The organism is Streptomyces sp. NBC_00210 (assembly GCF_045160975.1).
In the GTDB taxonomy this organism is placed as follows: Bacteria; Actinomycetota; Actinomycetes; order Streptomycetales; family Streptomycetaceae; genus Streptomyces.
In genome coordinates this window covers 8,772,067-8,783,391 of sequence record NZ_CP108120.1, presented here as the reverse complement: position 1 = coordinate 8,783,391, position 11,325 = coordinate 8,772,067, and the positions used below count along the sequence as shown (strand labels likewise).

The following is an 11,325-nucleotide window of genomic DNA, read 5'->3' as shown; positions in this document are numbered from 1 at the left end:
ACGCGCCGTCGCTACGCGACGGTTCAATTACCTTGCTCCGCAAGGTAATTGACGCTGCGTCACTCCGTGACGCAGAAATTCGGAAATGCTCCGCATTTCCGAACAGAATTCGCTCCGCGAATTCAGAAAGGCGCAGGTTAGAGGAAGAGGCTTGCTCGCATCGTCGGGTGAATAGCCGTCAATCCAATTTACAAACACACACATCATCAGCCGCGAATTCCGAAAGCTGGCTAGGGGGCGGATCGCCTTTCGCGATATGACCCATACTCAATTCTGCATCGCAGATACTAATTCAGAAATTCATCCTGACCCCCTCTCAGCTTGAAGGGCACTGCCCCACAGCCCCGCTGGGTCCCGCAACTGAACAGGCAGACAACCGGCGAGGACTGAGAGCGCGTCAGGCCAGACCTGACAGTACGAAGAGGCTGAGATCGAGGACGGAGTCATGCTGCGGAGGCGCGCTACGGGGCGGGGCCGTACAAATGAGGGAGTTCGGGGCGAGTCCTCCCCGGGGGGTGTGCCTGCTACGGCAGGACCGACCCCCACGGGAGGAAGAGAGGGACAGGAGGAAGGGGAAGGGGCGGGAGGAGGAGCCGGGGGCGAGGCAGGGCGTACGGGAGGCGGAGAAGGGTGGAGAGACAGGCGAGCAGCTCCACCCCCACGACACGCCCCCACACGGGGCGACACACCCCGCCAGGGACACCCAGCCAGCGCGACGGCCCACGGCCGACGCGCAACCAACCCACAGACCGCGCCCGATCCCCGAGGTGGCCGTCCGACCACACCCGCCCCCCATTCCTTACTCATCCTTCTACCGGTGCGGGACAGTGGCAGCAGAGGGGATGTCAGCACGCCGACCACGCGCTTGCAGGCCGTTGACCTGGGGTAGCTGGGAGGCCGGCCGCCACGGCGCGCAACACCTGACGCAACACCTGACGCAACATCAGGACGCAACATCTACCGCAACATGGGGCGCAACAGGTCTTCCGCCCGACGTCAAAACACACTATTATTTGAAGTCCTGGAGGGCGGCCCCCGGGAACCGCAAGGAACCAACGAAGGGGAAGACGTGGAGATCCAAATCTCTGGCGGGATCGTCCGCCGGGTGCACGGAGGTAAGGATGCACCCATGAACGGCCTTGCAATCCAGGCCCGTACAGTCGCAAACTTCCTGCCCCTGCTGTGCCAGCGCGCGGGAGCGAAGATCGTGCACAACTCCGACGCGAATTACACCGGAATTCGCTTTGACACCAAGGTCGGTCCGGTTGTGCTGGAAATGCCGACGGGTGACGGCTCTTACCGGCTCGTGCACGAATTCATCGAGCCGGACGAGAAAGGGCGCACCGAAGTTGAGATGCGGCGATTCCTGCAGATCTACAAGCCCCGTGGAGTCGCGCACATCACGGCCGAGTTCCTCCGGTCGCGCGGCTTTCTGAAGTAGTCCGCGCGGGGGCACCCCTCCCGGGGTGTCCATTTCCACCCGCTATCACGGAGAGGAAAAGGGAAGCCATGGAGAACACGCGGATTGCAGAGCAGGCCGAGGACGTCGGAGCGCCGCTCACGGAGGCCGAGCAGGACCAGGCCCGTTACGCGCTGCGGCAGCTGGCCCGCAGCGAGAGCGACCCGGACGCCCTGAGGGTGCCGCAAGAGCAGTTGGACATGGTCCGGCCGTTCTTCGAGCTGGGTTGGGCCCTGGGGGTGCGCACCGGTCACACCGGCCCGGCCATGGCCGATGTGCCGGTCGACCGCGCTACAGTCGCGCACGCGTTCGTCATGCTGCTGTCCGGGCGGGTAGCGGATCAACTCGTGATCGCTGTGGCCCGGAGTCTGGACCCGCAGCACGCCGGACCGGTGCTGTGGCAGAAGGTCAGGTATCACGGCAGCCTGACGCAGCGTCACGGTACCTACTGGGTGCAGGCGATCCACGCGCACGCCGACCCGTTCGGAGAGGCCCCCGAGTTGCGCTATGACCTGTGCGAGATGCGCGGTGTCGCGGCGGTGTCGGCGGTCACGAATGCGCGGCGCACGAGCCTTACGCCGCTGCCTGAGTACCGCACGCTGGTCTAAGTGTGCTGGTCAGGGGTGGGTTCACTCACCCTAAAAAAACACTAATATTGGAGTTGTTCGGGGGGCGGCGGCCCCGCCCCCCGAAACCGCAGAATCCAACGTCGAAGGGGAACCGTGAGTATCACCGACGTAAACACCGCGTTCGCTGCCGAGAAGACCGCACAGGTCGAAGCCGTCCGCGAACACGAGCGCGCCTTCCAAGCCCGTGTGGACCGGGGCGAGATCCGCATGATCGGCACCGACCAGTACGAAGTCCTCACCGGCTGGGACCGGGGCGAGACGTTCACCGTCTCCCGCAACACCGAGGGGCAGATCGAACAGATCATCGCCAACCACGGGCTCGACGAGCAGGCGGACGGCACCACCGCCCTGTACGCGTCCTCCCCGGCCTGGCACGGCCTCGGCCAGATCATCCCCGGCGGCACCACGGACATTGACGAGGTACTGCGTCTGTCCGGGCTCGACTTCGACGTCACCACGGTGCCCGCCCTGTACGAGTGGCAGGGTGAGACGCGCGAGCACGCCGACCAACAGCACACCGTCCGCTCCGACAGCGGCGCCGCTCTCGGTGCAGTCGGCTCCCGGTACACACCGATTCAGAACCGGGCGGGGTTCGAGTTCCTCCAGGAACTCGTGAGCCGCTACGACGTGGTGTGGGAGTCCGCCGGACTCCTGCGCGGCGGGAAGCGCGTGTTCATCTCCATCCGCCTCCCGGAGACGGTCACCGTGGACGCCGACGGCATCAACGATGTCGTGGTGCCGTACATCGCCGTGATGAACGACCACTCCGGCAACGGCCAGTTCCAGTGCGTCGTCACCCCGTGGCGCCCTGTCTGCGCCAACACCGAGCGGTTCGCCGTCCGTGACGCCGTCACCCGCTGGGCCGTCCGACACACCGCAGGAGCCACCAGCCAGATCAAGGAAGCCCGCCGCACCCTGGGTCTCTCCTCCCAGTACTTCGAGCGGTTCGCCGACGAAGAGACCGCGCTCGCCCGCACAGACATCGCTATCGCCGACTTCCACCAGGCGATCGCCGACCTGTGGCCCCTCGACGACGACTCATCCAGCCGGAAGCGGACCAACCACGCCGCCCGGTTGGACGCCCTCGACGACGTGTTCCGCACCGAGAGCGAACGCGTCGGACGGACCGCCTACGCGGCCGAGCGCGCCATCACCGGCTACCTCGACCACGTCACCCCCAGGCGCCCGCCGCAGTCCATGACCGAGGAAATCGCACGCGCCACGGCCGTACTCGAAGGCGCCGACGACGAGATCAAGAACAAGGCCCACCGGCGCCTGCTCCAGCTCCGCACCCGCTGAGCCCCGAGATCGGCAGCCTCAGCTGACAGACCCCCGTGCGGGCCGGGAACCTCCCCGAGCCCGGCCCGCACGGGCCAACCTCCCCCAGAGCGCGGAGCGCGCGTTCCCACCCGCTCAGGGAGCGCGGAGCGTGCCCGCCCCGGCCCCTGCCGCGTAGAGGCAGCGCGACGCGTCTGCGGAGCAGACCGCGCGCCAGAAGACACCCGTTGTGCCCAGGGGCGCAGTGCGGCCGGCCTCCGAGGCCCACCGCCCACCGCCCCGCCTCGCAAGGAGCCCTCATGCCTTCACGCCCGGAGCTCACCCACCCCGGCGACGCCGCCATCGAAGCCGCCATGAGCCGCACCCTGACCGCCCTTACCGCCGTGTGCAGGCAGTCGGAGACGGCCAACACACGCTGAACCTCGTGGCCGAGCGGACCGACGACGCGTTCGTCACGAGCCGAGCCGATCTCTCCATCGGCACCGAGCCGCTCCGCCTGGCCGTCCTGGACGAAGACGAGTTCTGCGCCCTGCGCGCACTGCTGATATTCGCGCTGGAGGACAGCTCCATGCGGAGCGCCGTCTTGGTCGCCACCACGGCCTCCGAGCCCAACCCCTGTGCGTGCGGCTGGACCGTACGGACCGGGTGGCTGCACCCCATGGACACGGCCGAGCTCCACGCCGCCGTCTTCCCGTGCCCCGACGTGTCCGCCGTCCTGCGCGAGGCCTACCCCGCCCCGGTCCTGCGCCAGATCCCCGACACCGACGAGGAGAGCCCCCGTGGCTGACAATCCCGCCGTCACCGCAAACGGCTACTTCACCAACACCACTGCGGTCCCCGGCACCCTCCGCACGGTCAACGCCAAGAACACCGGACCGAAGTTCTTCCACCTGCACGGCCGCCGCTACGCCGAATGCCCGTGCGGCAAGGAAGTTTCCCTGACCGAGCGGGACAACCTCCGCCGCCACAAGCCGCCGCAGGAGTAATCCGCAGACGCCGTTCCCGCCCCCCAGCCCGGGGGCGGACGGCCGCACCGGCCAGAGCAGCACTGGCCGAAGACCTGCCGCCCCGACGCCTGCACCCTCCCCTTCGGCGGGCGCGGGGCGGCAGGCCCCCAGCTCGCCCAGTCGACGCCCGAGGAGTCGCAGCCCATGACCGGCCCGAGCCTGACCATCGAGACGCCCGCCGGCCCCGTGCGCGCCACGGCCGGCCCCCGCACGGACGACGCCGTTCGAGCTGGGCGGGGCGATGCGCGGCAGCGTGCACGTCACCGGCACCGGCACCGGCACCGGCACCCATCACCCCCACTACTGGGACCAGTTCACCGCCGTCCGCGCCTGTCTCGGCCCCGTGAGCGCCTTCCAGGTCACCGCCCCCGATGACCGCCCTGCCGCGGCTCTCCCGCAGCCGCACCGGCTACCGGGGCAGCCTGACCCTCTACCGCGACGACTACACCGACCGCCCCCAGGTGACGGTCTACCCGATGGAGTCCGCCGCCGGACACGACCCGTCGGAGAAGACGGCACAGACGCTCACCGCCGTCGTGCGAGCCTGCGCCGACCATGTCGCACAGCGCGACGACCTGCCCGCGATCCTCAACGCCTCCCGGCAGCGCGACACCCCCGCCCTGCTGCGCTTCCTCACCTGGTCAGCCGCCCACGCCCAGGCTGAAGCCGCCCGCTACGAGCGGGAAGCCCGCGCCGCCCACCCCGCGCGGCGCGCCGCCGTGACCGCCTGGTGGACCGTCGCACGATGGTTCCTCGCTTCCCCGCACCCGGTCCTGCTGCTGATGCTGGCCGACCTCCCGTATTCGCAGTTCCCCAACTCGCTGGCCCGCACCGTCGACGTCAAGCAGTGGTGGGGCCCCTACTGCCTCACCGAGGCCGCCCGTGAGCACGAACACGCCCGCCGCGCCCACGACGAGGCCGCCTCACTGCGCGCCCAGCAGCGCGCCCGCCCAAGCGGGCGCCGCCGGGCCCTGGTCAGCGCCAACTGACACCGAGCCGTCGTAGCCAAGCCGAGGAAACCGCAGGTCAGGGGCGCCCCCTCTCGTACCCGGGCCGACCGAAGGAGCCACCGTGCCGGAGCAGTTCACGTTCACCGTCAACTCCGGATCGCTCGGCTACCGCGTCCTGGACCGCCAGGACCGGGGCACCAGCTACGGCGTCGCCTGGTACCAGGCGGAGTGCTGCAAGTGGGTTGCCGAGTATCCCGGCAACCACCCGGGCAGCGGCGGCGGCATCCCCGGCTTCGCCAGCCGCGAGTGGGCCGCGCGCTTCCTGTACCGCTACCGCAAGCCCCAGCCGTCCGGGCGCCCCTGAGCCACCGCCCCTCCCCCAGACACCCACCGCCCCGCCCGACGATGGAGACGATCTGATCATGCGTTGGCTGATGAGCCTCGGTGAGCGCACCCGCCCCGACGAGCCCCGCTTCGCCGAGTGCCCCGGCCCCCGACAAGGCACGCGCCCTGGCCCTGGTCGACGACTTCGGCCACCTCTTCACCATCCTGCGCGAGTGACGGCAGGTGTACGGCGAGGAGCTGACCGCCTGGGCGATGCAGGTGGAGAGCGACGACATCGAGAACCTCCCCGCCGAACTGATCAACGGGTGGGAGTGGGAGGGCGACACCGTCCGCATCGACACCGAACGCGGCGGCTACGTGCGGGTGTCCGACTACCGCGAGGCTCCGGTACGCGCGGGCATCACCACCCGCTCCAGCACCGGCCTCCCGCTGTGGACCACCACGCCCTGACCAGCACGGCAGTCCGTGACCGCGAGCAGTCGCACCGTCCGATACCGCTACCGCAAGCCCCAGCCGTCCGGCCGACCCTGACCGGCCGCCAGACCGCCGCCCGTCACAGAAGGGACCGACCGCACCTTGGCAACCTTCGGTCACATCACCCGCGAGCGCTGCGACCAGTTGGGCCGCGCCCTCACGGCTGCCGGTCTTTCCTGGACAGACAACGGCCGTCAAGACAAGCCCGAGTTCTTGACCTACACCCCCCACCGACGCGCACGGCCGCGAGTGGAGCATCAGCCCGGCCACCTGCAACCAGATCACCCCGTCCCGCCCCGCGAGTATCTGGCAGGCCCAGTGCACCGAGCCGATGCACCGGACTCCGGTCATGTCCGCACGGGCAGTCCTCGACCACATCCGGGGCTTCCCCGCATGACCGGCCCGCTGCGGCCGTGGCGCCCCGAGGACTTCGACGACCAGTGCGAGACGTGCGGCGCGCCTCCAGGCCAGTTGTGCAAGCCGCCGTGCGACACCGGCTACACCGCCGAAGACTTCCGCCGCGACGCCGAGACCCGCGACCAGCCCGCGAGCAGCCCCGCGCCGGGCACGCCCACCAGCCATCCGAAGGAGTGAAGCGGCCGCCATGCCACAGGAGTTGACCACACAGGAGTTGTTGGACGCGTTTGCCGACGAGGTGGCGCAGGAGCTGGGCACGCACTGCCGGACGGACCGGCTCACCGGCTACGAGCGCGGTATGGGAGGACTCATCATCGACGACGACGGCCGCGCCGTGCGCCTGTGCCAGCCCGACGACCGCCGCCCCGACCAGCTGAAGATCTACGCCGCACTGCCGGACGAGACCGAGATGACCGCGCCCTCGATCAGGGTCACGGCCAGCAGCGCCCACCATGTGGCACGCGAGGTCACCCGGCGGCTGTACCCGCTGCACACCGAGGCCGCGCAGCAGGCCGCCGAACGCGCCGCCCAGCAGCAGGCGGAGGAAAGCAGCCGTCGCGCCGTCGCCGAGGCCGTGGCCGGCGCACTCCCCGGGGCCCGGGGCGAGGAGCAGTACCGGCGCACCCGGATCATCTCTGGCAGCACGACACCAGGCCGACCGGGGAGCACGGCCCCGTCCGGGTCGACAGCATCTGTGCAGTCGTCGGCCCCTCCGGGGAGTGGGTGCAGGTCGAAGCATCCGGCCGCCCCGGCTCCGTGACCCCCATGCCGGCCGCGTTCGCCCAGACGTCACGGGAGTGAGAAGAGCAGGTCAGGGGTGGGTTCCCAGGCTCCGCAAGCTCGGCATCCGGCTGGCGGAGACCCGGTCGACCGCTCTGTTCCAACTCGCCACCGAGCTGCCCGCCGCAGTCCTCGCCCGCACCCTCGGCATCGACATCACCGTCGCCGTCAAGTGGCAGCGGGCCGCTGCCGGAGACTGGGGTGCCTACACAGCCGAGATCAGCCGCCGTCCAGAAATCTAGGAGCCCACATGGCACACCGCGCCGAACAATCAGCGCAGCAATCCGAGATCTCACAGGAACGGGCCGCCGAAGCGCAGGAGATCATCGACGGAATCACACGCTGGGCCGCAAACCGCCAGGACATCGTCGGTCTGCTCCTTGTCGGTTCATACGCCCGCAATGCCGCGCGCCCCGACTCCGACATCGACATCGTCCTGCTCACGACGGACCAGACCCAGTACTTCAACAACACCTGGGCCAACGACCTCGCCCTCGGCGGACTCGTGCGAACTCAATCGTGGGGACCCATCACCGAACGACGGTATGCCACGGTCTCAGGTTTGGAAGTTGAGATCGGCATCGGGTCTCCGGAGTGGGCACGGACAGACCGCGTCGACCCTGGCACACGCCGCGTCGTCACTGACGGCGCCCACTCTCTGCATGACCCAGCAGGAGTCCTTGCCTCTCTGATCCAGACCTGCCGACCGTGACCACCCGGACAGGGGCATTCGGACAGTTCCAATACCCGACTCCACCATTAGCGGTCTTCCAGGAGGAGCTGATCAAGTCCTACCGAGCCTTCCTCGACACCCGGCGCGCTGACCGCCCGGCCGCGGAATACCGGGAACCCACCGAGCAGGAGTGGGAGGAGTTCCAGAAGCACTTCGAGTTGCGCAAGGTCGAGCTTGGAACCTGTGGGCGCCCCTACGGCACCCCCTGCCAGCACGAGCATGCCTGCGTCCGGTGTCCGGTGCTCCGCGTCGACCCGCAACAGCGTCGACGACTGGAAGAGATCATCCGAAATCTCGGCGACCGTATCCAAGAGGCCCGCGTCAACGGCTGGCTCGGTGAGGTGCAAGGGCTTCAGATCAGCCTCGAAGCCGCCCGCAACAAGCTCGCTTCGCTGGACCGGCTCTCACGAACCCGTAACCGCACCCCGGTCACCCTGGGCATGCCGATCATCCATGGAGAAGGCCAGTGACCTCGGCGATCTCCTTCGTCGGCTCGCCGTCAGTGCGCCGAGCGCAGACAGTCCAACTCGTCCTCGATCGCCTTGCGCAGTGGGTCATGCTGCGGACCGAGTGCGAACTGATCGTCGGTCCATCTGTCACGGGATAGAGCCACACCGGCTTGCTGACCAAGTCGGTTGGCTCCCACCCGAATCGCGGCCATACGTGCGCATGCAGGAACCCATCGGTGTTGCCCAGGATCTCCAGATTGACCCTCCGGAAGGCTGCGTCCATGCGACGGGATACTCGCTCGACTGCTTCTCCGAGAGTGTCCATGTCGGACAGAAACGACAGCCGCCTGGCCTTGGGCAGTTCCGACAGTCTCTCCACCTTCGGGTCGTCCACCAGGAGCACCGAGTAGCCCGGCAGGAACTGCACATCGCCGATCACTGCGAACCCTGCGTCCAAGCGCCGCAGCACGGCCGGGTTTTCACCTCGCAGAGCACTCCCGATCCGGTCCATTCGCCAGTCATCGACCATGACCAGAACCTATTTGATCGCGACCGCCCGACCCTCGGTCAGCGTCTCGGAGCACCGCGCCCGACCGGCACTTCGTTAGTTCGGAAAAGCTGTTCCTGCTCGATCTGCGTGTTCGCCTCCAAACGCGACGTACTGCTCGCTCTCGGCCGGCGGCCGCGGCTGGCCGCCCTGTACGCCGAGATCGAGCAGGTGCGCGACGACAGCTTCTGCGCCGGCTGGCGAATCACCGATCTGATCCGCCACGCCGAAATCTGCGGGGCGCCCGACCCCGGCATCGTCTGCCCGGACGACGGCCCGGAGTTCACCGCCCTCGAGGTCCACGTGCGCGCAGCGCTGAAGAGGGAGCCCCGCAAGGAACCCAAGCTGGCCCGTGGCAGCGGCCGCGCCATGTGCGACGGCTGCAGCTGACCACCACACCGGCCTTCACCCCCTTGTCGGAGGGATACTCAATGATGATGACGACGACCCAGCGCATCCTCGACCTCGCTGCGGCGGCACCGGCCAGCCTCGGCGAGGACCTGGTGCTGCTCCTGAGCGAGGCGAACGAGCTGTACCAGCAGGGTCTGCAGGATCTGCATCGGAGTGTGGCAGCGCGCCTTGGCGGGCTGGCCACTGCGGAGCTGATGTTCGCCGCGGACACGGCCGGTATGCCCTGTGATGCATCGCAGGACCGCGACGAGGTGATCCTGCTGCTGGCCTTGGCCGAGTGGGAGATGACGCCGGCCGCCATGGCGTACGCGGAGATGGCGGAGGACGCCGCGCGCCGCGGCGTCTGCTTGATCCCTGAGGATTGAGCCGTGAGCGCGGCCGTCCGGGAAAATCCTTGAACCGCGGGCTGGACCCCCAACCGCAACTCCTGCCATTATTTGCGTTGTGGGCCGGGCAGGCCGGCCCACTTCCGACAGGACGGATGGTTCTGCCATGACCTCGCGCCGTGAGCCTCGCCTGGCCGACGCTGCCGAGATCGCGGCTGAACAGGGCCTGACGCCCGCGCGCATCAGCGGCCTCTACACCGAGCGCGCGGAAAACGCGGCCGGCGTGCCCTTTCCCGAGATCGCGGACATGCGCGGCCGCGCCCGCCTGTGGGACCACGCGCAGGTCACCGAGTGGTTCGCCCACCGCACGCCGGCAAGGCTCCAGGAACACACACCGCCCTCCCGCGACCCGCAGGAGTTGCTGAACGCGGCGGATGCCTCGCGGTTCCTCGGCTACAAGAACTCCAACCAGGTCACCACTTTCGTACGCGACCACCCGGGTTACTTCCCCGACCCGGACGTCGTCGAAGAGTTGGGCACCACGGAAAACCCCTACCGCCGGCAGCTGTGGCGCGTGCAGACTCTGCTGGACTGGATGGCCACCCGGCCCGGCCGCGGAAGACGAGCGGGAGCCAAAGCGGTACCGCCCCTGCCCGACGTTCCCGTCGACGGCGATCCCGACGAACTTCTGGGAGCGACGCAGGCGGCCGCCTTGCTGGGGTACAAGAGCGTCGGCTCCTTCTCCAGCAGCCTGTCCCAGGGCAACCTGCCGCTGCTGAAAACCCCGGACGCGCTCGCCGAGAATGCCGGGCGCCAGAACGGGCGCCGACGGTGGACGCGCCGACATATCCTCGAGCAGGCCGCCCAGCGGTCCAAGAAGCAGAACCCGGCGGTGAGCGCACATCCGCCCACCGCCCCATGAACGCGGCAGCCGGTTACGGGCGTTGGTCCCTTGCGGGCCGACTGTCGCACGATGGCCGGCATGGCGTGGCTCGCCACCACGCCCCGCAGCAGCAGATGCTGCTGCGGACCGGCCATCGCCGAACTTCTAGGTGCCGCCCTCCAAGCCTCGTGGTCGGGGTCATGGATGGCGACCACGGTGCAGACCACGAGGCTGATTCGAGTTCGTGACCATGGTCGGGGCTTCATGGTCGGGGATCTGGTCGGGGACCACGGGTTTCCTCATCAGCAACCGAAGGTTCTGACGGAGACCGCCACGGCCCGCGGAAGGAAGACCCCCATGAGCAGCGCTTGGACATGCGACGGCTGCGGCGTCCCCCACATCGACCACGCGTCATGCGAAGCGTGCGGTACGAGCAGCCCGAGCGCCACCGCCGCCGATCTCGCGAGAACTGCCCCGAAGGACGCCCCTGCGGCCCGCGCGGCCCAGGTCGAGGAAGCCGCTCGCGGCAATCACCGGTTGGCTGACCCCCTCGACAGCGTGAGCGATGCCCACCTCGACGACGCCCTCGCGATGCGACGCCTCGCCATCGCGTGACCGGCACATCGAGGGACCCGTG

General features: G+C 68.8%; 16 protein-coding genes and 2 pseudogenes. 17 read left to right on the top strand and 1 reads right to left on the bottom strand.

Translation table 11 applies throughout. From position 1 onward, the window contains the following. Positions 1-1,069: 1,069 nt before the first annotated feature. The 13 genes and pseudogenes from OG729_RS39500 to OG729_RS39440 all read left to right on the top strand — a co-directional run bounded on the left by OG729_RS39500 (position 1,070) and on the right by OG729_RS39440 (position 8,542). Positions 1,070-1,441, top strand: a complete 372-nt coding sequence (locus tag OG729_RS39500) for a hypothetical protein (protein WP_405803382.1) — start codon at positions 1,070-1,072, stop codon at positions 1,439-1,441. A gap of 231 nt (positions 1,442-1,672) precedes the next feature. Further along, positions 1,673-1,795: pseudogene (locus tag OG729_RS39495) on the top strand (hypothetical protein); the annotation flags it as partial. A 386-nt stretch (positions 1,796-2,181) separates the two neighbouring features. Continuing rightward, positions 2,182-3,387, top strand: a complete 1,206-nt coding sequence (locus tag OG729_RS39490) for a DUF932 domain-containing protein (RefSeq protein ID WP_405803384.1) — start codon at positions 2,182-2,184, stop codon at positions 3,385-3,387. A 403-nt stretch (positions 3,388-3,790) separates the two neighbouring features. Further along, positions 3,791-4,153, top strand: coding sequence for a hypothetical protein (locus OG729_RS39485; RefSeq protein WP_405803386.1), 363 nt, complete (start codon positions 3,791-3,793; stop codon positions 4,151-4,153). Further along, positions 4,146-4,352 (top strand): hypothetical protein, encoded by a 207-nt coding sequence (locus tag OG729_RS39480; RefSeq protein ID WP_405803388.1) that lies wholly within the window; start codon positions 4,146-4,148, stop codon positions 4,350-4,352. The genes OG729_RS39485 and OG729_RS39480 overlap by 8 nt, the downstream gene beginning before the upstream one ends. Before the next feature lie 392 nt (positions 4,353-4,744). Next, complete coding sequence (locus OG729_RS39475; RefSeq protein ID WP_405803390.1) at positions 4,745-5,362, top strand: hypothetical protein; 618 nt, start codon at positions 4,745-4,747, stop codon at positions 5,360-5,362. 82 nt (positions 5,363-5,444) lie between these two features. After that, the gene (locus OG729_RS39470; RefSeq protein WP_405803392.1) at positions 5,445-5,687 is read left to right on the top strand and encodes a hypothetical protein; all 243 of its coding nucleotides are present in this window, start codon (positions 5,445-5,447) and stop codon (positions 5,685-5,687) included. A gap of 203 nt (positions 5,688-5,890) precedes the next feature. Continuing rightward, positions 5,891-6,118, top strand: a complete 228-nt coding sequence (locus tag OG729_RS39465) for a hypothetical protein (RefSeq protein ID WP_405803394.1) — start codon at positions 5,891-5,893, stop codon at positions 6,116-6,118. 417 nt (positions 6,119-6,535) lie between these two features. After that, the gene (locus OG729_RS39460) at positions 6,536-6,736 is read left to right on the top strand and encodes a hypothetical protein (RefSeq protein ID WP_405803396.1); all 201 of its coding nucleotides are present in this window, start codon (positions 6,536-6,538) and stop codon (positions 6,734-6,736) included. Between the two features lie 10 nt (positions 6,737-6,746). Continuing rightward, a complete protein-coding gene (locus tag OG729_RS39455) occupies positions 6,747-7,319 on the top strand; it encodes a hypothetical protein (protein ID WP_405803398.1) in 573 nt (190 codons plus the stop codon). Positions 7,320-7,356: 37 nt separating this feature from the next. Further along, positions 7,357-7,581, top strand: coding sequence for a hypothetical protein (locus tag OG729_RS39450; RefSeq protein WP_405803400.1), 225 nt, complete (start codon positions 7,357-7,359; stop codon positions 7,579-7,581). 8 nt (positions 7,582-7,589) lie between these two features. Continuing rightward, the gene (locus OG729_RS39445; protein WP_405803402.1) at positions 7,590-8,051 is read left to right on the top strand and encodes a nucleotidyltransferase domain-containing protein; all 462 of its coding nucleotides are present in this window, start codon (positions 7,590-7,592) and stop codon (positions 8,049-8,051) included. Continuing rightward, positions 8,048-8,542 (top strand): integrase, encoded by a 495-nt coding sequence (locus tag OG729_RS39440; protein ID WP_405803404.1) that lies wholly within the window; start codon positions 8,048-8,050, stop codon positions 8,540-8,542. The genes OG729_RS39445 and OG729_RS39440 overlap by 4 nt, the downstream gene beginning before the upstream one ends. Before the next feature lie 29 nt (positions 8,543-8,571). Here the strand turns inward: OG729_RS39440 and OG729_RS39435 are convergent. Beyond that, positions 8,572-9,050, bottom strand: a pseudogene (locus tag OG729_RS39435) (HIT family protein). Positions 9,051-9,158: 108 nt separating this feature from the next. Between OG729_RS39435 and OG729_RS39430 the strand changes: the two are divergent. The 4 genes from OG729_RS39430 to OG729_RS39415 all read left to right on the top strand — a co-directional run bounded on the left by OG729_RS39430 (position 9,159) and on the right by OG729_RS39415 (position 11,303). Then, positions 9,159-9,458: a hypothetical protein gene (locus OG729_RS39430; RefSeq protein ID WP_405803406.1), complete on the top strand. Its 300-nt coding sequence runs from the start codon at positions 9,159-9,161 to the stop codon at positions 9,456-9,458. Between the two features lie 41 nt (positions 9,459-9,499). Beyond that, the gene (locus tag OG729_RS39425) at positions 9,500-9,844 is read left to right on the top strand and encodes a hypothetical protein (RefSeq protein ID WP_405803408.1); all 345 of its coding nucleotides are present in this window, start codon (positions 9,500-9,502) and stop codon (positions 9,842-9,844) included. 127 nt (positions 9,845-9,971) lie between these two features. Then, a complete protein-coding gene (locus OG729_RS39420; RefSeq protein WP_405803410.1) occupies positions 9,972-10,727 on the top strand; it encodes a hypothetical protein in 756 nt (251 codons plus the stop codon). Positions 10,728-11,045: 318 nt separating this feature from the next. Then, positions 11,046-11,303, top strand: a complete 258-nt coding sequence (locus tag OG729_RS39415) for a hypothetical protein (RefSeq protein ID WP_405803412.1) — start codon at positions 11,046-11,048, stop codon at positions 11,301-11,303. Positions 11,304-11,325 lie beyond the last annotated feature (22 nt).